This window comes from Streptococcus sp. CSL10205-OR2 (assembly GCF_025660655.1).
Classification (GTDB): Bacteria; Bacillota; Bacilli; order Lactobacillales; family Streptococcaceae; genus Streptococcus.
In genome coordinates, this window is the sequence record NZ_JAOTIN010000002.1 from 172,144 (window position 1) to 195,243 (window position 23,100).

General features: G+C 34.9%; 21 protein-coding genes, 3 tRNA genes and 1 other RNA gene. 4 read left to right on the forward strand and 21 right to left on the reverse strand.

Annotated elements, in window-relative coordinates; translation table 11 throughout:
• The first annotated feature begins 2 nt into the window (after positions 1-2).
• Complete coding sequence (locus tag N7659_RS02125) at positions 3-815, forward strand: ABC transporter permease (protein WP_263275589.1); 813 nt, start codon at positions 3-5, stop codon at positions 813-815.
• Positions 816-868: 53 nt separating this feature from the next.
• Positions 869-940: transfer RNA gene (locus N7659_RS02130), tRNA-Arg, on the forward strand.
• A gap of 33 nt (positions 941-973) precedes the next feature.
• Here N7659_RS02130 and N7659_RS02135 read toward each other — a convergent pair.
• From N7659_RS02135 to parE, 8 genes are all read right to left on the reverse strand, one after another.
• Entirely contained in the window at positions 974-1,630 is a 657-nt protein-coding gene (locus tag N7659_RS02135; protein ID WP_263275590.1) for a DUF3862 domain-containing protein, read from the reverse strand.
• 40 nt (positions 1,631-1,670) lie between these two features.
• Positions 1,671-2,017, reverse strand: a transfer-messenger RNA (tmRNA) gene (gene ssrA, locus N7659_RS02140).
• Positions 2,018-2,119: 102 nt separating this feature from the next.
• Positions 2,120-3,319 carry a 30S ribosomal protein S1 gene (rpsA, locus tag N7659_RS02145; RefSeq protein ID WP_263275591.1) on the reverse strand — a complete coding sequence of 400 codons (1,200 nt, stop codon included), beginning with the start codon at positions 3,317-3,319 and terminating at the stop codon, positions 2,120-2,122.
• A 126-nt stretch (positions 3,320-3,445) separates the two neighbouring features.
• Positions 3,446-3,517, reverse strand: a tRNA-Gln gene (locus tag N7659_RS02150).
• Between the two features lie 5 nt (positions 3,518-3,522).
• Positions 3,523-3,603, reverse strand: a tRNA-Tyr gene (locus N7659_RS02155).
• A gap of 57 nt (positions 3,604-3,660) precedes the next feature.
• Entirely contained in the window at positions 3,661-3,891 is a 231-nt protein-coding gene (locus tag N7659_RS02160) for a DUF2969 domain-containing protein (protein WP_263275592.1), read from the reverse strand.
• Between the two features lie 67 nt (positions 3,892-3,958).
• A complete protein-coding gene (gene parC, locus N7659_RS02165) occupies positions 3,959-6,418 on the reverse strand; it encodes a DNA topoisomerase IV subunit A (RefSeq protein ID WP_263275593.1) in 2,460 nt (819 codons plus the stop codon).
• A gap of 14 nt (positions 6,419-6,432) precedes the next feature.
• Positions 6,433-8,382 carry a DNA topoisomerase IV subunit B gene (gene parE / locus N7659_RS02170; RefSeq protein WP_263275594.1) on the reverse strand — a complete coding sequence of 650 codons (1,950 nt, stop codon included), beginning with the start codon at positions 8,380-8,382 and terminating at the stop codon, positions 6,433-6,435.
• A gap of 154 nt (positions 8,383-8,536) precedes the next feature.
• On the opposite strand from parE, the gene plsY reads away from it, so the two are divergent.
• Positions 8,537-9,181 carry a glycerol-3-phosphate 1-O-acyltransferase PlsY gene (gene plsY / locus N7659_RS02175; RefSeq protein ID WP_263275595.1) on the forward strand — a complete coding sequence of 215 codons (645 nt, stop codon included), beginning with the start codon at positions 8,537-8,539 and terminating at the stop codon, positions 9,179-9,181.
• Positions 9,182-9,225: 44 nt separating this feature from the next.
• Here plsY and N7659_RS02180 read toward each other — a convergent pair whose 3' ends face one another.
• The 4 genes from N7659_RS02180 to N7659_RS02195 are packed head-to-tail and all read right to left on the reverse strand — an operon-like array spanning position 9,226 to position 13,327.
• Complete coding sequence (locus N7659_RS02180; RefSeq protein ID WP_263275596.1) at positions 9,226-10,503, reverse strand: dihydroorotase; 1,278 nt, start codon at positions 10,501-10,503, stop codon at positions 9,226-9,228.
• A gap of 13 nt (positions 10,504-10,516) precedes the next feature.
• Entirely contained in the window at positions 10,517-11,170 is a 654-nt protein-coding gene (locus N7659_RS02185) for a uracil-DNA glycosylase (protein WP_263275597.1), read from the reverse strand.
• A 14-nt stretch (positions 11,171-11,184) separates the two neighbouring features.
• On the reverse strand, positions 11,185-12,045 hold the full coding sequence (gene thrB, locus N7659_RS02190) for a homoserine kinase (RefSeq protein WP_263275598.1): 861 nt from the start codon (positions 12,043-12,045) through the stop codon (positions 11,185-11,187).
• Position 12,046: 1 nt separating this feature from the next.
• On the reverse strand, positions 12,047-13,327 hold the full coding sequence (locus N7659_RS02195; RefSeq protein ID WP_263275599.1) for a homoserine dehydrogenase: 1,281 nt from the start codon (positions 13,325-13,327) through the stop codon (positions 12,047-12,049).
• Between the two features lie 116 nt (positions 13,328-13,443).
• On the opposite strand from N7659_RS02195, the gene N7659_RS02200 reads away from it, so the two are divergent.
• Positions 13,444-14,379, forward strand: a complete 936-nt coding sequence (locus tag N7659_RS02200; RefSeq protein ID WP_263275600.1) for a polysaccharide deacetylase family protein — start codon at positions 13,444-13,446, stop codon at positions 14,377-14,379.
• Positions 14,380-14,410: 31 nt separating this feature from the next.
• On the opposite strand, the gene N7659_RS02205 is transcribed toward N7659_RS02200, so the two are convergent.
• The 9 genes from N7659_RS02205 to N7659_RS02245 all read right to left on the reverse strand — a co-directional run bounded on the left by N7659_RS02205 (position 14,411) and on the right by N7659_RS02245 (position 23,100).
• Complete coding sequence (locus N7659_RS02205; protein ID WP_263275601.1) at positions 14,411-14,803, reverse strand: pyridoxamine 5'-phosphate oxidase family protein; 393 nt, start codon at positions 14,801-14,803, stop codon at positions 14,411-14,413.
• Between the two features lie 473 nt (positions 14,804-15,276).
• Positions 15,277-15,609 (reverse strand): glycine cleavage system protein H, encoded by a 333-nt coding sequence (locus N7659_RS02210; RefSeq protein ID WP_263275602.1) that lies wholly within the window; start codon positions 15,607-15,609, stop codon positions 15,277-15,279.
• 138 nt (positions 15,610-15,747) lie between these two features.
• Complete coding sequence (locus N7659_RS02215; protein ID WP_317629557.1) at positions 15,748-16,569, reverse strand: lipoate--protein ligase family protein; 822 nt, start codon at positions 16,567-16,569, stop codon at positions 15,748-15,750.
• A 303-nt stretch (positions 16,570-16,872) separates the two neighbouring features.
• Positions 16,873-17,757, reverse strand: coding sequence for an ROK family protein (locus N7659_RS02220; protein ID WP_263275604.1), 885 nt, complete (start codon positions 17,755-17,757; stop codon positions 16,873-16,875).
• Between the two features lie 39 nt (positions 17,758-17,796).
• Positions 17,797-18,714 (reverse strand): dihydrodipicolinate synthase family protein, encoded by a 918-nt coding sequence (locus N7659_RS02225; RefSeq protein WP_263275605.1) that lies wholly within the window; start codon positions 18,712-18,714, stop codon positions 17,797-17,799.
• Between the two features lie 27 nt (positions 18,715-18,741).
• Positions 18,742-19,845: a Gfo/Idh/MocA family protein gene (locus N7659_RS02230; protein ID WP_263275606.1), complete on the reverse strand. Its 1,104-nt coding sequence runs from the start codon at positions 19,843-19,845 to the stop codon at positions 18,742-18,744.
• Between the two features lie 151 nt (positions 19,846-19,996).
• Positions 19,997-20,830, reverse strand: coding sequence for a carbohydrate ABC transporter permease (locus tag N7659_RS02235; protein WP_263275631.1), 834 nt, complete (start codon positions 20,828-20,830; stop codon positions 19,997-19,999).
• Entirely contained in the window at positions 20,830-21,711 is an 882-nt protein-coding gene (locus N7659_RS02240) for a carbohydrate ABC transporter permease (protein WP_263275607.1), read from the reverse strand. Before N7659_RS02240 ends, N7659_RS02235 begins: the two co-directional genes overlap by 1 nt.
• A 42-nt stretch (positions 21,712-21,753) precedes the next feature.
• Positions 21,754-23,100, reverse strand: a complete 1,347-nt coding sequence (locus tag N7659_RS02245) for an ABC transporter substrate-binding protein (RefSeq protein ID WP_263275608.1) — start codon at positions 23,098-23,100, stop codon at positions 21,754-21,756.

A 23,100-nucleotide genomic window follows, 5' to 3' on the forward strand; every position in this document is an offset into this window, starting at 1 on the left:
CAATGTTTGGAAAATTAATTAAATATGAGATAAAATCTGTCGGAAAATGGTATTTTGCTCTTTATGGTGCTGTTTTGTTTTGTGCCACTATTTTAGGACTATACATTAGTAGATTCAACAATGATAGTGGAGTGAACGGTGAATTCTTTTTACAGGGACGAGAGCCATCAACTTCTGAGGCAATCATTATGTTAGCCATTATACTTATTTTTGTTTCATTAATCATTGGAATCGGAATATCTACTTTCTTTATTATTGTCAATCGTTTCAACAAAAATATTTTCGGTCGAGAAGGCTATCTAACCTTAACACTTCCAGTATCAACACATCAAATTATTCTTTCAAAATTATTGGCTTCATTTATCTGGTCCGTTCTAAGTTCTATAGTACTTCTTTTTAGTATTTTTTTACTGGTATTGCCAAGTATTCCTTTGGATGAATTTTTCTCATACCTACCAAGTATTATGGCTAATATTCATGTCGATATATTCTTTATCGTCTTAACTTACTTTATCGTAGCTACCATTTCTTCAATTCTTGTCGTTTACCTAGCGATTTCAATTGGTCAGCTTTTCCAAGATAAACGTGCATTAATGGGATTTGTGGCTTTCTTTGCAATAGGTATTTTAATTTCTATCATAAAACAACTTATATTTGGTGATACCAATCTTTCAGATGAAACTTACTATTTTGACCCTAATTTTTTAAGGATTAAACTTTTCTTTATAAGAGAAATCTTTGTCTATTTAGTCTTGTCTACTACTTATTACTTTGGTACTCACTATATCATCAAAAATAAATTAAATATCCAATAAGAAAGAGCCTCTACTATTGAGGCTCTCTTTATTTTTATGATATAATAAAGCTACCAACTTTAGTGTAATGGATATCACGCAAGATTCCGGTTCTTGAAATGGGGGTTCGATTCCCTCAAGTTGGATGGGATAGAAAAAAGGCACTGTTGTGCCCTTTTTTATTTGTCTTTCTTTTCTTTTTCGTCTTCTTTATCTTCTTTTAATCCAGATTGCTCTTTTGAAACTAGACCATCTTGATTAAAAAACATTTCAACAGTAGCTACACCATCTGATTTTAATCCGCTTATCCAAATGGCTTGAATATCACGACCATCTGAAGAAGAAACTTCTGATAAGACATCTGGTTCTCCAAAAACTTGTTTAACTTCAAGATAAGACGTACCCTCAGCAATCTCATTGTATGTTTCTTTTGAAATGCTTGCTTTACGGATAAAACTAAAATTTGAGATTGATCTGACAACCGTACTGTTTTCATATAATTTTACTGTGACTTCAACATTATCAAACTGCCACTTATAAACATCAAGACTAACTTCACCAGCTGGTTCTTGTTCTACAGCAGTTGGCTCACCAAAAAGAGTTTTTAATTCTTCAATTGTTGTGCCACCTTTAAATTCATCTTGTAAGAGAGCAATATGAACATCGTTAAATTTTAAACGAATATCTTGGTGTTCAGCAATTTCTGATGGTTTTTGATTTAAGGCTGATTCTTCTTCTGTTGTTATTTCAGTTTCTTTTTTTTCACTGTTACTTGAGCAGGAAATTAAAAAAAAGGCTGATAGCATAACAGCTAAAAATAAGAGGATTTTTTTCATTTTTTCTCACATTCTTTTATATCGTAAATATTTTAAAAATAAATGGAGCCGGTGGGAGTCGAACCCACGTCCAAACACCTGCTAACATATTTGTCTACAACCATAGGCTATGTCTTTTTTTAACTGATTAATGACACATAGCTCAAGCCACTAATCAGCGAGTCTATCAGTCTCTTTGTAATTAGCTAGACAATAATTACACGTAGCTTACTATTTTAAGACTTTTAATGAAACGTAAGCAATTTCATAAAAGTCACGAGAGCTGGTTTTTAGGCAGCTACTGCGTAAGTTGTGTTATTTTTTGCAGTTATATTTAACTGGCATTTTACATCTGCCGATGGGTTGCAAAATATGCCTCATAATGCCTGTCGAATCCGTAACGACCCCTAAAAAGTTATAACACCCTATTAGTATATCAAAAAAAACAATCTTTAGCAAAGTTGAAAAATAATAAAAACTCACTAAAAATCAGTGAGTTTTTCGTTATCATTATAATTCAATGTCACCGAATAAATCAGCCATTGAGAATCCAGTTTGAGTTTCTGGTAAATCATAGTCACGTTTTTCTTGACGTTTTGGACGACGAGGTTTAGATTGACGTTTTTCTTCAGAATTCTCTTCTTGAGCTGGACGTTCTTCTAATGATTTAATTGAAAGAGAAACACGTTCGTCTGCTGCATTAACTTCAAGAACCTTAACAGTCACATCTTGACCAACTGATAAAACATCTTTAGGATTTTCAACACGTTTGTGAGAAATTTGTGAGATGTGAACTAATCCGTCAATACCTGGAAGGACTTCAACGAAAGCACCAAAATCAGTAAGACGTTTTACTTTTCCTTCAATCACATCACCAGCAGCAAGTTTTTGTTCAACACCATCCCATGGTCCAGGTGTTGTAGCTTTAAGTGATAATGAAACACGACCTGCTTCTTCATCAATTGAAAGTACTTTAACCTCAACTTCTTCACCAACAGAAACAACTGATTTAGGTGAAACATTTCTCTCATGAGATAACTCAGTGACATGGATAAGACCATCAACACCACCAAGATCAACAAAAGCACCAAAGCTAGTTAAACGAGCAACTTTTCCAGTAACAACTGAACCTTCAGTCAATGTTGAGAAAATTTCTTTACGTGCTTCTGCGGCTGCTTCTTCAACAACTTCACGACGTGAAAGGATGAAACGATTTTCTGAAGCATCAACTTCTTTAATACGAGCATCAACTTCTTGACCAACAAATTTTTCAGTGTTGCGAACAAAGCGTGTGTCAATCATTGAAGCAGGAATGAAACCACGTAGGCCTTCAAATTCAATAGCCAATCCACCTTTTACAGCGCGAGTTACTTTAACAGTGATAACATCACCTTCGCGACCAATCAATTTATCCCAAGCTTTGCGAGCTTCTAAGCGTTTTTTAGACACTAGGAAAGTCACTGTGTCAGTATCTTTTCCGACTACTTGACGAAGAACAAGTACTTCAAGTGTTTCCCCTGGTTTTACTAAATCATTAATGTCAGCATTACGATCATTAGTTAACTCACGAAGTGTTAATACACCTTCAACACCAGTACCACTGATAACAACGTTAGCTTGATCGTTATCAACTGTCAATACTTCTGCGGTAACAACGTCACCAGCATTCACTTCGCTAACACTATTTAGCAAATCTTCAAATTCATTCATTCTAAACAATCCTCCAACAGAAAATCAGTTTTCTAATTTTCTGATAACAATATATTTTCTCAAGGTAACCCGCAAATGACAACAAAATTTATCTTTGACGGTCTTAGGTAAAACCTAATACCATGACTGGGGTAGCTGGATTCGAACCAACGCATGAGGGAGTCAAAGTCCCTTGCCTTACCGCTTGGCTATACCCCATGAAATGGAAAGAGAGGGATTCGAACCCCCGAACCCGAAGGAGCGGATTTACAGTCCGCCGCGTTTAGCCTCTTCGCTATCTTTCCACAACAAGAACAATTTTAACATAAATTCTTATTGTAATCAAGCCTTTTTAAGGATTTTTAGTGATTTAAATTATAATTTTCTATGATATTGGTTACTGCCAAATCCATTGTTTTGTGAAAGCTTGATACATCATTATTTTGGACGACAGCAAACTTGTCATCGATTTCCGTAATAGACCCAATAATTTTTCGACCAATCTTCAACTGAAAACCATCTACTTCACTGTTTGATAGATTGACTTTTCCTTCTACAATTTCGACCGTAATTTTTTTATCTTTTTTACTCATAGTTCACCTCTTGCTATAAATTTTACACAAAAAAGCAGGAGCTTGCAAGAGCAAACTCTGCTACTTTTTATTTTCTCACTAATCTGACACTCAATACTTCCTGCTCAGAAATAGTATCCGATATAAAACTACCGTTACTTGTTCTTTCAGACTGAGGAAGAGTGGCTAAATTAACACTAAGTTTTTCTTGCGTTTGCGATGTCACTTCTAATAATTCTTTTTCTTCTGAGGTTTCAGTTGAAAATAAATCAATTAAATCGTCTTTTGCAGTGATAATTCCCGAAGCAAAAACACGATGTGGCTTAGCTTTTAGTTCACGAATGACTTGAAGACCTCGATTGGCTCTACTTGTTTTTGGAATAAGATTAACTGCCATTTTCTTTAGGCTTCCACGTTGTGTTAAAATAAACATATTCTCACTAGTGACTTTAAAAGCACTCACCACAAAATCATCTTTTTTAAGATTAATGGCCTTAACACCAGCTGCTTTATTACCTACAACGGGAACATCTTCAACACCAAATCTCAAAGCATAACCTTTATGAGTAACTAACATAAGATCTTCTAACATAATTGGAGAGACAGTTATTATTTGATCAGCATCTCCTTTTATTTTGGCATATTTAATTGCTTTTGTTTTATAGGTTCGCCATGGTGTTAAATCTTTTCGTTCAAAACGTTTAATTTGTCCTTTTTGAGTCACTGAGAAATAAGTCATTGGTTGTTTGTCAAAATCATCAATGATTTCAGCATAAATGATATTTTCTTGCGTTGAAAACGTTGTGATGGACTGACTGAGGTGTTCTCCAACATCTTTCCACTTAATATCAGACAATTCATAAATAGGACGGTAAATAACATTACCAAAATTGGTAAACAGTAATAAATGTTGTGTTGTTTTTGCTTGTTCTAAGAAAATCAATTCATCGTCTTCACGTTTACCAACTTCTTCAACTTCAGATGCAGAAAAAGAACGTGGACTAGTACGTTTTAGATAACCTGCTTTTGTGACGCTGACGTAGGTATCTTCTTCGACAATTAAACTAGCTGTATCAATTTCAATACTTTGTGTTTTAGCTTGTAGTTCAGTGCGACGAGGATTAGCAAATGTCTTTTTGACCTCTCGTAATTCTTTTTTCATCACATTGAATAAGGTTTTTTCATCACCAATAATGGCTGAAAGAGTTGCAATTTTCTCGCGTAAACTAGCTTCTTCTTCTTCAAGTGTGACGATATCGGTATTGGTCAAACGATAAAGTTGCAAGGTCACAATCGCTTCAGCTTGTTCTTCTGAAAAGTCATAACTTATTTTTAAGTTTTCTTTAGCATCAGACTTGTTATCGCTTGATCTAATCAAAGCAATAATCTCATCTAAAATAGAGATAACTTTGATTAAACCTTCAACAATATGAAGGCGTTTTTCAGCCTTGTTTTTATCGAATTGAGAACGTGCTAAGATTACTTCTTGGCGATGTGTAACATAACTCTTTAAGATTTTTTTCAGACCGACTTGACGAGGCGTAAAGTTATCGATTGCCACCATATTAAAATTATAATTAATTTGTAAATCGGTGTATTTAAAAAGATAATTTAAGACAGTTTCTTCGTCTGCTTCTTTTTTCAATTCTATGGCAATGCGTAACCCAGTTCTATCAGACTCATCACGGACTTCAGCAATCCCAGGCACCTTATTATTGACTCTGACATCATCAATTTTTTTAACAAGAGTAGCCTTATTGATTTCATAAGGGATTTCCTTAACAATAATCTGTTTCTTACCACCTTTTAGCGTTTCTATGCTGGTTAAACTACGAACAACTATTCTTCCTTTACCAGTCTCATAGGCTTTTTTAATCTCATCAGCACCTTGAATAATAGCTCCTGTTGGAAAATCTGGTCCAGGTAAGAAGGTCATCAGTTTTTCAAGCGTTGCTGTTGGATGGTCAATCATATAAATGACTGCATCAATCACCTCTGAAAGATTATGAGGCGGGATATCTGTGGCATAACCTGCTGAGATACCAGAAGAGCCATTCACCAATAAATTAGGAAAAGCTGATGGTAAAACGGTTGGTTCTTTTTCTGTATCATCAAAATTCCAGGCAAAAGGAACTGTTTGTTTTTCAATATCCGTTAAAAGATAGGAAGCCATTTCTGATAAACGCGCTTCTGTGTAACGCATAGCTGCCGGTGGGTCACCATCCATGGAACCATTGTTCCCGTGCATTTCTACCAAAATCTCGCGATTTTTCCAATCCTGACTCATACGTACCATGGCATCATAAATAGATGAATCACCGTGAGGATGGAAATTCCCCATAATATTTCCGACTGATTTAGCTGATTTACGGTAGCTTTTATCAAAAGTATTACCGTCTTTGTTCATAGAGTATAAAATACGACGCTGAACAGGCTTTAAACCATCCCGGATATCAGGCAAAGCACGCTCTTGGATGATATATTTCGAATAGCGACCAAAACGCTCACCCATGATGTCTTCTAAAGACATGTTTTGAACATTAGACATGATTGCCTCCTTTCTTATAACAGTATGTTGTTTGTTTCTTCAAGTGTAAATTTGACATTGTCTTCAATCCACTGACGACGTGGTTCAACCTTGTCTCCCATTAAGACAGACACGCGTCTTTCTGCTCGAGCCAAATCATCAATCGTTACACGAATCAAGGTTCTTGTTTCTGGATCCATGGTTGTTTCCCAAAGCTGAGTGGCATTCATTTCACCCAGTCCTTTGTAACGTTGAAGTGTTGCATTTTTACCGTATTCTTGACGCAATTCTTCTAATTCACCATCTGTCCAGGCATAGTCAATTTTTTCATTCTTACCTTTGCCTTTAGACATTTTGTAAAGAGGTGGTAAGGCAATATAAACATGACCAGCTTCTATAAGTGGTCGCATATAACGATAGAAAAATGTTAGAAGAAGGGTTTGGATGTGAGCACCATCTGTATCGGCATCGGTCATGATGATGATTTTATCATAGTTGATATCTTCTAAATTAAAGTCTGCTCCAACACCAGCACCAATAGTATAAATCATGGTGTTAATTTCTTCATTTTTCAGAATATCTGCCATTTTAGCTTTGGCAGTGTTGATGACCTTTCCTCTTAGAGGAAGAATGGCTTGGAATTTACGGTCACGCCCTTGTTTAGCAGATCCACCGGCAGAATCACCCTCAACAAGATAGAGTTCATTTTTCTTTGGATTTTTAGATTGTGCTGGCGTTAATTTCCCCGATAAAAGACCCTTATCTTTTTTATTTTTCTTGCCATTTCGTGATTCATCACGCGCTTTTCTAGCAGCTTCACGGGCTGCCCTAGCCTTAATCGCTTTTCTGACTAAGCTTGAAGCGATTTCACCATTTTCCATGAGGAAATAACTTAACTTTTCAGAAACAACACCATCAACAAAAGGACGAGCAAGTGGACTACCTAATTTGTCCTTGGTTTGACCTTCAAACTGAAGATGTTCTTCTGGCACTAAAATGGATAAGACAGCAGAGAGGCCTTCACGGTAATCAGAACCATCAAGATTTTTTTCTTTTTCTTTTAAAAGAGTTGTTTTTCTGGCGTAATCATTCAAAGCTTTAGTGATAGCTGATTTTAAACCAGTCTCATGAGTACCACCATCTTTTGTTCTGACATTGTTAACAAAAGAAAGGATATTATCTGAAAAGCCATCATTATACTGCATGGCAACTTCTACTTGAAAACCGTCTTCTTCACCATCAAAATAAATAACAGGTGTTAGAGTGTCTTTATCCTCATTTAAGTACGAGACAAAGTCTTGAACCCCATTTTCATAGTGAAAATCTTTCTTGTCATCTGTTCTTTTATCGATTAAAGAAAGTGTTACATTTTTTAATAAAAAGGCTGACTCATTTAAACGTTCAGCAATGGTATTAAACTTGAAATCAGTTGTTGAAAAAATACTACTATCAGGCATAAAGGTAACGGTTGTTCCTGATTTTGATTTTGGAGCTGTTCCTACTTTTTTAAGTGTTGTGACAGGTTTTCCACCATTTTCAAACCGTTGACGATAGATATGCCCATCACGAACAATCTCAACTTCTAACCATTGTGACAGAGCATTAACAACTGATGACCCAACACCATGTAAGCCACCTGATGTTTTATAGCCACCTTGACCAAACTTACCACCTGCATGTAATACGGTAAAAATAACTTCAACAGTTGGAATCCCTTTAGCATGCATTCCTGTAGGCATACCTCGCCCTCTATCTGAAACGCTTAAAGAACCATCTTTATAGATGGTGACTTCAATTTTATCACCAAAACCTGAGAGTGCTTCATCAACAGCATTGTCTACTAATTCCCAAACCAAATGATGTAGACCAGTCCCATCAGTTGAACCAATATACATTCCAGGTCTTTTTCGAACAGCATCAAGCCCTTCTAATACCTGAATGGCATCATCATTATAATTACTTAAATTAATTTCCTTTTTAGGCATCTATAACCTCCACCTTTTCTCATCCTTTTAATATTACAAGTTTTTTTGCTATTTTGCAAAAAAAATCTTAATTTTAACTTTTTTTGCCAAATATTGTGATTTTTCCAGTCATTTTAACTATTTTTTTATCAATCACTTATGATATAATGACAGTATGAAACCATTATTATTTATTTTGATTGCTTATCTTCTTGGCTCAATTCAAACAGGTCTGTGGATCGGACAATTTATCTATCATAAAAACATTCGCCTTCTTGGCAGTGGTAACACTGGTACCACTAATACTTTTAGGATTTTAGGCGTTAAAGCAGGTATTGTTACTTTATTAGTAGATTTACTAAAAGGAACGCTTGCAACTCTTCTTCCTATTTGGTTTGGAGTAACTGGTGTGTCTGCTTTGTTTATTGGTTTTTTTGCTATAGTTGGTCATACTTTTCCAATTTATGCAAAATTTAAAGGTGGTAAAGCTGTTGCTACTAGTGCTGGTGTTCTTCTTGCTTATTCACTACCTTTTTTCACCTATCTTTTAGTTATTTTTCTAATCTGTTTATATTTGTCAAGCATGATTTCTTTTTCAAGTATGACAGTTGCACTTATAGCTTGTTTAAGTGTGATAATTTTGCCTGCCTTTCAGTTTTTACTACCACAGTATGATGTTTGGCTTATATTAATGATTTTTGCTATGGCAACTATTGTTATTGTTAGACATAAAGACAATATAAAACGGATTAAAAATAAAACAGAAAGTACTTTACCAATTGGTTTAAATATAACCAAACAAAAAAGACCAACCAAATAGGGTTGATCTAGACTCTAAGTTCATCTTAGGGTCTTTTTTATATGTTAAATCGATGGTGTTTGATAGACGATTTCACCATTTGCAATAGTGTACTTGATGTCGCCAATTAAGTCTTTTCCGACAAAAGGTGAATTAGCAGACTTAGAAGCAAAGGAAGTTTCAATGGTTTTAGTGATTTTATCATCAAAAATAACAATATCAGCTGGTCCATTTTCAGCCAAGTAACCCGCATCAAAATTGTATAGGGCAGCAGGATTGACAGTCATTTTTTCCAGTAACGTCATCAAGGAAAGATAGCCTGGTTCAACTAGATAAGTCAACCCTAGTGACAATGATGTTTCAAGTCCAATCATTCCTGAAGGTGCTTTTGTGATATCATCAACATTTTTTTCATCACGGTGATGTGGGGCGTGGTCAGTTGCAATCACTGAGATAGTGTTGTTTTGTAAGCCCTCAATCACCGCTAAGCGATCTGATTCTAAACGTAGAGGCGGATTCATTTTAGCGGCACTGCCTTTTTCTAACAATAAGTTTTCAGTCCCTGAAAAATGTTGTGGCGAGGCTTCTGCAGTTACTTTTGCACCTAAAGACTGTGCAAAAGCGACAATTTTAACACTTTCAGCTTTTGAAAGATGTTGAATGTGAAGACGTGCATTTGTATCATAGGCAATCATCACATCTCTAGCAATCATGCTATACTCTGCAACACCAGTAGCACCACAAAAACCAAAATGTTTACTTGCAATATTCTCATTAAAGCCCAAAATACCATTGAGATTAGGATCTTCCTCATGAAGACTGATGAGAGCATTATTCTCTTTTGCTTTAAGAAGTGCTTCTTTGACAACACCAGCATCTGTTAGAGGAATACCATCATCAGAAAAACCAACCGCTCCAGCTTCTAACAAATCTTTAAAGGGTGTTAACTGTTTCCCATCAAAATTGTTAGTCACAGTTGCAACAGATTTAACGGTAATGGCTTCTTTTTGTGCTGAGGTTAGCACTTCTTTTAATGTGGTCACATCAGAAATGGTTGGTGAAGTATTTGCCATCATAACAACTGTGGTAAAACCACCTTTAGCTGCAGCTAAAGCGCCCGTGTGGATGTCTTCTTTGTGCGTCTGACCTGGTTCACGAAAATGGACATGAATATCAATTAGACCAGGTGCAACAATGAAACCATTGGCATCAATTATCTTTGCGTCGGGGGAGATAATATTTTTAGACATTTTAATGATTTTTCCTTTGTCGACTAAAACATCACAAATAGCATCAAATTGTGTTTTGGGATCAATCACACGACCACCTTTGATTAATAACATGATAATACCTCCTTTAGTTTAACCAATCTATCATTGGTAAGTGATGGGCGTTTAAAAAAGCATTTGTTTTTGAAAATGGTCGACTACCAAAAAAGCCACGGTAAGCTGATAAGGGGCTTGGATGTGCACTTTCAATAATCAGGTGAATAGGATTAGTGATAAGAGACTTCTTCTTACGAGCAAAACCACCCCACAAAAGAAAAACGACTGGTGTTTCCTTTTGGTTGACTAGTTTAATAATGGCATCAGTAAAAGGCTCCCAAATGCCATTAGCGTGTGCGTTAGGGGCGTGTTCAGGAACTGTCAAAGACGCATTTAGTAAGAGAACGCCTTGCTTAGCCCAACTTGATAAGTCATGAGTGGGGCGTTGTCCCACGTCTTCTTTTAGTTCTTTTAAAATATTTTGTAAAGAAGGAGGTGCACTAATCTCATCAGGAACTGAAAAAGAAAGCCCTTGCGCTTGTTTGGGCCCATGATAGGGATCTTGTCCTAAAATAACCACTTTAACATCTTTTAAGCTGGTTTCTTGAATCGCTTTAAAAACTTTTTCGCGTGGGGGATAAATGACTCCCTTACTATAAACATCATTTAAAAAATGATTGATTTTACTGTAGTAACCTTCTGGTAATTCATTTTTAATAAGATTATGCCAATCAGAGTGTTCCATTTTTTCTCCAATCATCAAATAACTTGTAATCCTTTGGTATCAACATCCAGTATGACAGTCTCACCGTTTAACCCTAAATCATCAATAGCTTGTTTCATTCTTTTTGCATTTTTGTCATCAAGAACTGTCATAATTGTTGGACCCGCACCAGAAAGGTAGGTAGTGTAAACACTATAGTGTTTAGCAACTTCTTTTATCTTTTCAAATTCTGGTACAAGTTTTTGGCGATAAGGCTCATGAAAAAGGTCAGACGACATAGCTTTTCCTGCTGTGACTAAATCACCTTTCATAAGAGCAGATACAGCAACATTTGCAATCGCGCTGGCTGCTACTGCTTGAGAATACTTGAATGTTTCAGGAAGACTATTTCGACTATCACTTGTCTTTAGCTCATAGTTTGGAATAAAGGCCAGTAAACGACAAGGTGGAAAAGACGATACAGTGTATCCCGAAAAATAATCGTTGGCACTGGCAACAACAAGATTCCCAAAAATGGCAGGAGCAACATTATCAGGATGACCTTCAAAAAGAGTGGCTAGTCTTAATTTTTCTTCTGAAGAAAGTGACATAGCACCCAGTTGGTTGGCCAACTCGATTCCAGCAACAATCACAGAACTAGAAGAACCAAGACCTCTAGCTAGTGGAATATCAGTCACCATTTTAATACGGTGAGGTTTTAGTTTCTCATTGACTTTTAGTGCAATTTGAATGAGTAGATTAGTCTCATCAGTTGGAATATCAGTCAAATCATGTAACACTTCCCAATTTTCAGACGGTTCAATAACTGTAATGTTAAGATATTTAGTGACAGCAAGACCAATCGAATCAAATCCTGGACCAAGATTGGCACTCGTTGCAGGAACAATAATTTTCATATCAATCTCCTATAATTCTAAAAGCATTACGCAGTTGAAATGCAGTTGACGTCTGAAGTTTTTGTTCAACTTGTTCCAATTTATTTTTAGTTATCACATTTGTTTTAATCATTGCTAGGTTTTTGCCACTAGATGATTTTTCAAGATCAAATGCTTTAGGTGTTATGCCTTCATTTTTAAGAAACTCAGCTAATTCAGCTTTACTGCCATTTGATAAAGCAATTGAGAAATAGTAAGCTGATTGATTATCTTCTAAGTCGGCTATTTTTGAAGGTCTATTAAAGTTGTTGAATAATTTAGCCTTGTCATTTGATGCCACTTCATTACTGAGTGTCATTAAATCTGCTACAACCGAAGTGGCTGTTGGTTTTTGTCCCGCACCAGGTCCATAATACATTGACTCTCCAACACCAATCGATTCAATATAAACAGCATTCATCACATCATTAACTCTTGCTAGGGGATGTTTTTCTGGTAATAATGATGGAGACACTTCAACAGCTAAACCACTTTTTGTTTCTTCGATAGAACCGACCAATTTAATCACATAGCCATGATTTTGGGCAAAGTTAACATCTTCTGGTGTAATCGTTGTAATGCCTTTGTGTGTGACATCTCTATAATCAATAGTCATCCCAAAAGCAAATTGAGAGAGGATAACTAGTTTATAAGCAGCATCAATACCTTCAACATCATTGGTTGGATCACTTTCTGCATAACCCAACTCTTGTGCTGTTTGTAAGGCTTTATCATAAGTCCAGCCTTCTTCAACCATCTTGGTAAGCATGAAATTAGAAGTCCCATTTAAAACACCCAACAATTTGGTTATTTTATCAGCAACTAAGGATGTGGCAAGTGTTCTTAGAATGGGAATACCACCTGCAACCGCCGCTTCATAATAAAAGGAAACATTATTTCTAGTAGCAATTTCAAGCAATTCTTTTCCATGTAGGGCAATTAAGTCTTTATTAGCAGAAACAACATGTTTTTTGCTTTCTAGCGCTTTTGTTATAAAAGTTTTAGCTGGTTCGATTCGTCCCATCAACTCAACCACAACTGAAATATCATCATCAGATAAAATCTCATCAATATCAGTAACAAAATGATAATCATGTCCTTGCTCTTTTAAGCGTTTTTTTTCAGAGGCGTCTCTCACTAATATTTTTGAGATGGTCATCGGTTTTTGCACTAATTGGCTTATTTTTTCACTATTTTGTTCAAGAATAATTGGAACACCACTAGCCACTGTTCCAAAACCTAGTAAAGCAATCTTTATTGTCATATTTTTCTCCTAGCAAATGATTTGTCTTATTATATCAAAAAAACCATTAGAATTCATTGTAAATCCTTCTTATTTTTATGTTATAATTCTAATAATAATGTTTTAAGGAGAATAAAATGCAATCAAGACGTGCTAGAAAAAGAATTAAAAGAAAAAAACCATTTTTACCTATTGTCTTACTAATGCTGACAGTAAGCCTTCTAGCTGGTCTCTTCTTTTTATTTCAACAAAGTCGAAAAGATGAGAAAGCTTTTCAAAAACAAGAAGAGACACAACTTGTTTCTAAAGAAAATACTTCACAAAACAAAGAGACAACAACGCCTCAATCAAATACAGAAAAAAACAATGAAGAACCAACTTGGAAAAAACAAGAAACACCTGTCACTTTTCCAATTTTGATGTATCATGCCGTTCATGTGATGGATCCATCTGAAGCAGCTAGTGCCAATTTGATTGTCGATCCAGAAGTTTTTGAAAGTCATATTAAACGCTTAGTTGATGAAGGTTATTACTTTTTAACACCTGAGGAAGCTTACCGTGCTCTTAGTGATAATGAATTACCAAATGAGAAGGTTATCTGGCTAACTTTTGATGATAGCATGGTTGATTTTTATAACATCGCTTATCCTATTTTAAAAAAATACAATGCCAAGGCAACCAATAATGTCATCACTGGTTTTACAGAGGAAGGTCGTGTGTCTAACCTGTCAGTGGAACAAATGCTTGAGATGAAAAAAGATGGTATGTCTTTTGAGGGACACACGGTTACTCATCCTGATTTAGAAATGAGTGATCAAGCCACACAATCTTATCAAATGACAGAAAGTAAGAAATTCTTAGATGAACAACTCCATCAAGAAACAATGACCATTGCTTATCCTGCTGGTCGCTATAGCGATATAACCATAGAATTAGCAAAAGAATCTTACCAACTAGGCCTAACTACAAATGAAGGTTTGGCAAGTGCTAGTAACGGTCTTTTAACACTTAACCGTGTTAGAATTTTACCATCAACATCAGCTGATATTTTGATAGCAACTATTAACCCATAAAAAAAGGAATCCTAGGATTCCTTTTTTTATGTTATTTAACTTCTGTTCCAGCCTTATCACCTGAATGTAAGTTGAAAATACGCTCAATATGAATCACACCTACTGCTTTAGGCTCACCCATGCGACCTTTCGCCCACTCTTTTGCAGCTTCATATAATTCACCAGAGTCTTGGATTTCAGCTTTACCAACAAAACGATAACCCATAAGTCTTTCACGATCAACAAAAGCAACAGCTACCTTACCATTATTTTTAATGTTTTCTTGAGTTTGACCACCAGTATTTTCATTATAGATTAATGTTTTATCATCATATAAACGCATTGAACGTTTAGGACCAATATCTGGATTTCCTTCAGCATCTACTGTTGCAACCATTGCTAGTTGTGCGTTAATAATTTCTTTCATTTCTTCTGTTATGTTCATTTTTTCTCCTTTTTTCTTCTTTATACTATTATGGGTTTAATACCCTATTACTATGACACTATCAAATGTTAGACAAAAATTGCTACAATTGCCACTTCCTTTCATCCATCTCAAGGACGCCTATTTTTGTGAACACAAAAAGCCATTTCCTCTATTCATTTTTAGGTGAGGAAAACTCTTTATCTTCATTTTATTTTAGATGATAACATCTACTGTTTTGTAAAGTAATGTCTTACTTTTTTAACCTGATTTTACGCATCTTATAAAAGAATAAGATTGGTATCTTTAAAAGTATATTATCAAATTAAGTAGAATTTTTCAAGTTATTAAACCATAAATTGAACGTTATTTTATAAAAACACTAATAAATATAAAAACAGCAAGCCAATCACCTGCTGTTTTTAAAGAATTTTTAAAAGAATGCAATTTTAGTTTTAGATTATAACTAATTAAAAAATCCTAAGCACCTAATTTTAGACATTTTCTAGAGCATTATAATTATCTTCATCAACTCCTGTTAATCTAACCAACCAATTGTCTTCATTTCTTTCAGAATTTAACAATTCTGGAGTTGCTATTGCAGCTTCATTTCGATCAACGATTTTTCCTGCAAGTGGTGAAGAAATACCCATAACAGTTTTTGAGGCTTCCAAATTTAAAATGATATCATCAATTTCTAAACTGTCATCTTCAGTAAAATCAATAAAGCCAATTGTTCCAATATCATCTTGTAATTGGGGCGTCATTCTAATAGTATAAATGTTGTTATCTTTTTCAATAAAAAGATTATTTGCTATTTTTTTCATTCTCTACTCCTTATGTTTTACATTATAAAATTTTCTTATCAAAAATGCTACGATTTTTTAGAAAAAACATTCTTGGTAAAATATTATCTATTCTAAGATTTACAGAATCCACAATATAATTATTATATTTAAGATAATTTAGTTTTGATTGTTTTTCGTTAATTTCTCATAATGAAGATGAAATTGCTCTCTTTGTCTCTCATTAGGTTGCCAATCTTTAATGGAAAAACCAATTTGCCTTAATGTCAATTTTAATCTCTCGATAACTTCATCAACTGTAAAAGAAACATCAAACAAATCAGAAAGATTAGCCATAGATGAGGGATCAACATTTGGATAAGTTACCTTAGTTGTTTGATCTGCCAATCCTTTTTGATAGAAGTCAGCAATCATCTGTCCTCTTTGTTCTTGATTACCAGAGACGCTTAGATAAATAGAAACAACAATCCCTTTTTTTATGCGTCTTTGAGCAATACCAGCAAACTTTTTGCCATCAATACTAAGATCATAAGTCCCCGGACAATAAGATTGTTCAATCTCAAAATAATCAATTCTTTTGTGAAGGTCAGAAAACACCATTTTGATAAAATCAACCATGACAAAATAACCGTCAGTAATAGAAATAGCTTCTCTAAAGGTATCTGGAATGATAAAAGAAAAGTTTAATATCCCCTCATCAGCGACAACTGCTAAGCCACCTATATTTCTAACGACTGGTTTATAGCCATAACTTTCAATCACTTCTTTGGCATCTTCTAAATTAGGAAGTAATTTGTCTAGCATCCCTAAAATGACCGTTTTTTCCATAGGCCAAATATGAAGTAATAAAGCATCTGGTTCTTGATTAATGAGTTTTAAAAACGTTTCTGTCCAAGCAAACGGGGCAATGGCATGCTGATTATCAGCAATAGCTTCTTCAAAAATATTAACGGGCAAAATCGTCAAATCTCTTATTTCAATCACAATACCGCCCCACTTTCAATAATAATTATACACTACTATTGTAGTCCAATTTATGGCATTTGTCTATTAAATGAAATCTTATCAGAAAGTGACATTAAGCCTTTATAAATCAGTCCTTTACTCAATTTTAGCTACCTCATTAATAGCATTAAAACAGCAAAAAGAGCTGCCTTAATTCTTGATAAAGAACAAAAGCAGCCTTTTTTTACCAATTGATCCTAAAAATCTCATGGTAAGAAGGTCATATAAAAATTTTAGGAGCTCATTTAGATATTATAAATGTCGTTAAATCGATAACAATTAGTGATGCTGATGACGAAAATGATAGTAAGCACCAAGCATACCTGCATTATTTTCATGATGTGCAAAAACAAGTTTTGTTTTTTCTAGGAGGCTTTCTACAAGATAGGTAGCTAAAGCTTTTTCAATTTTTTCTTTTAAAAAATTTTTTTGAGCCATAATACCTCCACCTAGAACAACTGTTTGAGGATTTGCAACATAACAGATATTAGCAATCCCCTGTGCCAGATAATTAACCATCCTATCGATTGCTATAATGCAATTGGGATGTCCTTTTTTTGCTTCTTCAAAAATACGGTAGCCAGACCAATCACTTTCAGAATCATTTTCTAGAGTAGCCACATATTTCACTAGGGCACTTGTTGATGCTAAATCTTGAAAAGCACCATCTGGCAGATGAATATAGCCGACTTCACAGGCTGAATTACTATACCCGTGAAAAACATTATTATCGATGACTAAACAGCCACCAATTCCTGTGCCAATGGTTAAGCAAAGACTAATCTCACTATCTCTAGCATTACCAGAAATACTTTCAGCTAAACCAGCACAGTTAACGTCATTTTCAACAGAACAAGAAATACCAAACTCACTTTCAATAGTATGTTTGAAATTGGTTCCAGCATAGTTAGGAATTTGAGGTCCGGCATAAAAAACTTCTCCTTTATCAGGATCAACCATACCAGCAGTAGAAATGCAAACACCTGATAGATCATATTTTTCGCTATACCATTTCACTAAATCTTTGACTACTTGAAGAATATGGGGCCCACCTTGATGAGCATTAGTTGCCATTTTTTCTTGTTCAATTAAATTTTCATTTTCTCCAAGAATACCATATTTTATAAAAGTTCCACCAATATCTATGACTAGATAATATGTCATTAGCATCTCCTTAAATTTGTCTAATCATGGCCACTTAACTTAAGAAAAGATTTTAATTGTTTCTTTTATTAAAGAAGCGACTTCTTTTGCAATCTCTTTATCAGCATCTATTAGACCCGTTAAAGGTGGGCGAACAGAACCCAAATCAATACCTTCATTAAGTCTAATCACTTCTTTTATCATGGCGTACATGTGACCATGTCCTGACACTAATTTGCCAATAATGTCATTAATAGCATATTGAAGTTTTTTTGCCTTGTCTAAGTCTTTTTCTTCAATCAACTGATTGAGACGTAAAAAGAGTTCAGACATGGCACCATAAGTGCCTCCAATACCCCCTTTTGCACCCATTAAACGACCAGCTAAAAACTGTTCATCTGGTCCATTAAAGACAAGATAATCTTCTCCTGATATAGACATAAAGGTTTGAATGTCTTGAACAGGCATAGACGAGTTTTTAACACCAATCACACGTGGATTTTTAATCATTTCCTGATACAGACTTGGTGTTAGAGAAACACCAGCTAATTGTGGAATATTATAGATGATAAAATCGGTGTTAGGTGCTGAAGCACTAATGGTATTCCAATAATCAGAAATAGCATATTCTGGTAGTCGGAAATAAATTGGTGGAATGGCTGCAATAGCGTCCACACCTAAACTTTCTGCATGTTTTGCAAGAACTTCACTGTCTTTAGTGTTATTACAAGCTACATGAGCAATTATTGTTAATTTGCCTTTTGCGACTGACATGACATTTTCTAATATTAGTTTGCGGTCTTCTACACTTTGATAAATACATTCCCCTGACGAGCCATTGACATACAATCCCTTAACACCTTTATCAATAAAATAGTGTGTTAATTCTTTAACTCTTTGAGGACTAACATTTCCTTTTTCATCATAACAAGCATAAAAAGCAGGTATAATGCCGTGATATTTTTTTAAATCCTTCATTCGTTCACCTTTTTAAATAGTTTTCTATTATTTCATCACTTCAGATAATTTTACTTTACGGTCTTCATTGATAGAAAGTGTGCAAGCATCTGCTGTAGCAATAGCCTCTAAGGCTGCTTCACCAGTCAATAATTTATCAAATTCTGCACTGGCTGTCTTGCCCTCCATAATTTCATGAAGAAATCTCATTTCTTTATCAATAACAGAAGATAACCATAGAGGTGTCCGTTTACCAGGTTTACCATAGGCAATGGCACCATCCATTTCTGTACTATGGTAGATACGTGTTCTGTCATCGTCTTCTTCTTGAGTTTCATGCACTAAAAAGTGAGTTTCTTTACCATTCACTTTTAAAGTGCCACCACAATCGTACATATCAATCTTAATGGCACCTTTAGTTCCTTGAATTAAAACATAGTGTTCTCCCCATCGATAAGCAGAACCCCATTCACAAATCGCAAAACGATTATTTGAGAATTCCATGTTGACAAAAATCATGTCATCCTCATCACCAAATCCTTCACCTTGATGAGCAACATTTCCACCAGTCATAGTAACTGTTTCTGGTGTTCCACCCATGATGAATTGAACACAATCCAATTCATGAATATGGTGATAGAGGTGGCCACCTGATTTTTCACGAATTTTTTTCCAAGAAACTGATGGTTGAACTTCTTCCCAGCCATTACGAGCTGTGTGACAATATAAGACATCACCAATAACACCGTTATTAATTAATTCTTTGGCGTGATGAACACCATTAAAGAAATTCATAATATGTCCCGCCATAAAGGTGACATTGTTTTCCTTACAAGCATCAACCATTTCTCTACAATCTTCATAAGAAAGTGCTATTGGTTTTTCACAAAAAACATGTTTTTTATGTTGAGCTGCTTTAATAACTGGTTCTTTATGAAGATAATTTGGTGTGGCAACAATAACACAATCAACTTCAGGACTTGAAACCAAGTCATCTAATGAATCAGCTACTCTTGCACCAAGTTCTTTTGCTACTTCAACAGCATTTTCGGGATCATAAACAGTAGTGATTTCAGCACCATCATTTTTCTTTAAATAACGAGCCAACTCTGCACCAAAATACCCTGTTCCAACGACACCATATTTAATCATTCTGTTCTCCTTTTTGTATTAATCTTTCTTTATTTAAAATTATTTTTATTGTTTTGATTGAGATTACAAACAAACAACAATAATCCTTTATTTATTTATGAGAAAGCACCTAAAAAGGTGCTTTTCTTTTATCACATAATGTGTATTCATCTTATTTCACAGAACCTTCAGACAAGCCACTTGCTATCTTGTTTTGAATGATTGAGAAAAAGATAATTGATGGTAACACAACAATAACCGAAGCCGCCATCATGTCTCCCCAATCTAAGATTTCAGAGCCATTTAAAGAACGAAGTGCTACAGCTACTGTCATTTTGCTTGTGTCATTGATTAGAATAAGAGCATATAAGAACTCATTCCAAGCATTGATAAAGGTATAGATGGCAGTTGCTACAATACCTGGCGCAACAATTGGTAACACGACTTTGTAAAAAGTAGTAAATTTATTAGCACCATCAATACGTGCAGCTTCTTCAATTCCAATTGGTACGGTTTGGAAAAAGCCGACCAATATCCATACAGCATAAGGTACACTAAATGAAAGATAAATGACCATCAAGCCAAACAAGCTATTTGCCAAACCAACCTTAGCCATAGCTAATGAATAAGGAATAGCTAATAAAATTGGTGGAAAAATGTAGGTGGTTACCAGCATTTTAGACATAATCGCTCCCAATTTAGGGAAGAATCGAACAATACCATAAGCTGCCATAGCAGAGATAATAGTGGCAATGACAGTGGCAGAAAATGCGACCAACAAACTATTTTTTATATTTGTGATAAAGTTTAAATCATTAATGACATGATTAAAATAATCAAAAGTAAATGTTTCAGGCCAAAATCTAGTTGGAAATTGTGTCAACTCACCTTTTCCTTTAATGGAGGAGATAATAATCCAAACCAATGGGAAAATAGCAATGATGGTTGCTACTATTAAGACAAGATGAGACACAAAATCAAGATACCATTGTGATTTCTTTTTCATCATCTACCCTCCTTTTCCCATTTATTGATAATTTTGAAATAGATGAAACAAATGGTCATTAAGAAGAGAAATAGTAGGACTGTAACTGCTGAAGCTCTACCAATTAATTTTGTTCCCCAACCTAGATTATAGGCAAAAATTGGAACCGTCATGGTGGCATTTGAAGGACCACCACCTGTGATGAGATAGATAATATCAAAGTTGTTAAATATCCATACTGTACGTAAGACAACTAATAATCCTACCACTACTCTAATGTGTGGCAAAGTGATGTATCTAAAGACTTGCCAACTTGAGGCACCATCAATCTTTGCGGCCTCAAATTGTTCTTGAGACACCGTTTGTAAGGCTGATAGAATATTAACCATTATCATAGGAGCACCAAACCAAACATTGATAAATACCAAGCAAATAAAGGCCCAAGTGCTATCGGTTAAAAATGCTGGTGCTACATCCATCAATCCTAATTTCACAATCATATTGGGTAAATAGCCATAAACACCATTTAAAATCCACTGCCAAGAAAAGGCTATAACAATTGTTGGAAAAGCCCAAGGAACTATCAGTAAGGTTCTATATAATTTTTTAAAATGTCGTACACGATGTAAGGCTAAAGCAAGAACAAAACCGACTAATACTTGACCAACTAATGAGAATATTGTCCACTTCAAAGAATTGAAGAAGGCAGTGAAGAAATTAGGGTCTGACAAAACGTTGATATAATTATCAAAGCCAACAAACCGATAATTTGGCATGATTAAATGTTTGTTTGTAAAACTATAAAATATACTTGAGAAAAATGGATAAACAAAGAGTAGTCCTACGATGATCATAGCTGGTAAAACAAATATCCAGCGCGTTAAGTTACGATTTCTGATCATTTTTACTCCCTTCTTAGAAATCTTTCTGTTATTTTTTTTCTGTTATTCAACTGACACAGAAACTGTTTCAAACAAATCATTTAATTGTTTTTCAGCTTCTTTAGCAGCTTCCATTGGATCTTTTCCATTACTAATAATATCTTGGAACATTTGTTCGATAATATGTTGATTAACCATTAAACCAGCTTGAACACTAGGCTCGTTTTCAAAACCAATGGCTGTACCATTTTTAACAGCTTCTAAAATAACACCTTCAGCATGAGCAAATTTTTGGCGTGTTTCATTTTCTTGGTAAGCAGGTAAATCTGTAATACCACTGATAGCTGGCAACATTCCAACAGGGGTAGCATCTAAAAATTCAAGATAGTTATCTTCTTCATAAAGATATTCTAAGAAAGCTTTAGCGACTTCAGGATTTTTTGAATTTTTCCACACAACCATTGGGATATTTGATGTTTCAATACCGTAATCCTTGTCATCTGCGTTAATTTTTGGCATTGGATAAGCATCAATTGAATCTAACAATTGAGGACTGTTGGCTTCTACCCCACCAATATGGAAACCTGAGTTAAAGTCAAAAGCAGTTTTTCCTTGATAGAAAAGAGTCGCTTGTTGAAGGACATTAAAGTTTAGTGAATCTTTTGGCGAGATTTCTTTATACATTTTAACCCAGTATTTAATACCATCTTGAGCTAAATCACTTGTTAAATCAGCTTTCAAGTCTTTAGTGAGTAAGCTACCACCACCACTACGAACATAGAAGTTTAAGAAACGAGTCGCCATAAAGTCATTAGTTCCAAGTGGTACTGACAATCCATAAACACCATCAGCAGTTAATTTTTTACTAGCTTCATATAATTCATCCCAAGTTTTTGGCACTTCAATATTATTTTGTTCTAGAAGGTCTGTACGTACCCACATAACCTGCGCATGTGAATATAGAGGAACAGAATAATAATCATCACCTACTTTTGCTTCATCTAAAGCAGCTTCATTAAATCGATCACTACCAATTGTGTCAATAGTGTCATTTAAAGGAATAATGGCATCAGAGTTAATCATTTCCATCACTTGGTTAGGTAGAGCAGTACTTATATCTGGCACATTACCATTTGCTAGACCAGTTGTCCATTTAGTATAAAAGTCATTCCATGAGAAAGTTTCAATTTTGATATTAACACCAGGGTGTTGTTCCATAAATTCATCAGCAGATTTTTGAATACTTTCAAGACGTGGCCCTTGAGTAAAAGAATGCCACATGACAATATCACCTGATAATTCCCCAGAAGAATCCTTTGATGAATTATCTTGTCCAGATGAACAGCCCACCACAATGAAGGCAAGTAACACGGCACTAATAAAACCTAATACTCTATAAAATGTTTTCAT

What these genes read in the sequence shown, in the direction of transcription:
- N7659_RS02125 (WP_263275589.1), top strand. Translation starts at nt 3, where the DNA reads ATGTTTGGAAAATTAATTAAATATGAGATAAAATCTGTCGGAAAATGG.
- thrB (WP_263275598.1), bottom strand. Translation starts at nt 12,045, where the DNA reads ATGAAAATTATTGTTCCTGCAACGAGTGCCAATCTTGGTCCAGGATTT.
- parC (WP_263275593.1), bottom strand. Translation starts at nt 6,418, where the DNA reads ATGTCTAATGTTCAAAACATGTCTTTAGAAGACATCATGGGTGAGCGT.
- N7659_RS02180 (WP_263275596.1), bottom strand. Translation starts at nt 10,503, where the DNA reads ATGTTATTAATCAAAGGTGGTCGTGTGATTGATCCCAAAACACAATTT.
- N7659_RS02135 (WP_263275590.1), bottom strand. Translation starts at nt 1,630, where the DNA reads ATGAAAAAAATCCTCTTATTTTTAGCTGTTATGCTATCAGCCTTTTTT.
- N7659_RS02225 (WP_263275605.1), bottom strand. Translation starts at nt 18,714, where the DNA reads ATGAAGGATTTAAAAAAATATCACGGCATTATACCTGCTTTTTATGCT.
- parE (WP_263275594.1), bottom strand. Translation starts at nt 8,382, where the DNA reads ATGCCTAAAAAGGAAATTAATTTAAGTAATTATAATGATGATGCCATT.
- N7659_RS02230 (WP_263275606.1), bottom strand. Translation starts at nt 19,845, where the DNA reads ATGATTAAATATGGTGTCGTTGGAACAGGGTATTTTGGTGCAGAGTTG.
- N7659_RS02160 (WP_263275592.1), bottom strand. Translation starts at nt 3,891, where the DNA reads ATGAGTAAAAAAGATAAAAAAATTACGGTCGAAATTGTAGAAGGAAAA.
- plsY (WP_263275595.1), top strand. Translation starts at nt 8,537, where the DNA reads ATGAAACCATTATTATTTATTTTGATTGCTTATCTTCTTGGCTCAATT.
- N7659_RS02200 (WP_263275600.1), top strand. Translation starts at nt 13,444, where the DNA reads ATGCAATCAAGACGTGCTAGAAAAAGAATTAAAAGAAAAAAACCATTT.
- N7659_RS02205 (WP_263275601.1), bottom strand. Translation starts at nt 14,803, where the DNA reads ATGAACATAACAGAAGAAATGAAAGAAATTATTAACGCACAACTAGCA.
- N7659_RS02220 (WP_263275604.1), bottom strand. Translation starts at nt 17,757, where the DNA reads ATGACATATTATCTAGTCATAGATATTGGTGGAACTTTTATAAAATAT.
- N7659_RS02185 (WP_263275597.1), bottom strand. Translation starts at nt 11,170, where the DNA reads ATGGAACACTCTGATTGGCATAATCTTATTAAAAATGAATTACCAGAA.
- N7659_RS02240 (WP_263275607.1), bottom strand. Translation starts at nt 21,711, where the DNA reads ATGATCAGAAATCGTAACTTAACGCGCTGGATATTTGTTTTACCAGCT.
- rpsA (WP_263275591.1), bottom strand. Translation starts at nt 3,319, where the DNA reads ATGAATGAATTTGAAGATTTGCTAAATAGTGTTAGCGAAGTGAATGCT.
- N7659_RS02235 (WP_263275631.1), bottom strand. Translation starts at nt 20,830, where the DNA reads ATGAAAAAGAAATCACAATGGTATCTTGATTTTGTGTCTCATCTTGTC.
- N7659_RS02245 (WP_263275608.1), bottom strand. Translation starts at nt 23,100, where the DNA reads ATGAAAACATTTTATAGAGTATTAGGTTTTATTAGTGCCGTGTTACTT.
- N7659_RS02195 (WP_263275599.1), bottom strand. Translation starts at nt 13,327, where the DNA reads ATGACAATAAAGATTGCTTTACTAGGTTTTGGAACAGTGGCTAGTGGT.
- N7659_RS02210 (WP_263275602.1), bottom strand. Translation starts at nt 15,609, where the DNA reads ATGAAAAAAATAGCAAATAATCTTTTTATTGAAAAAGATAACAACATT.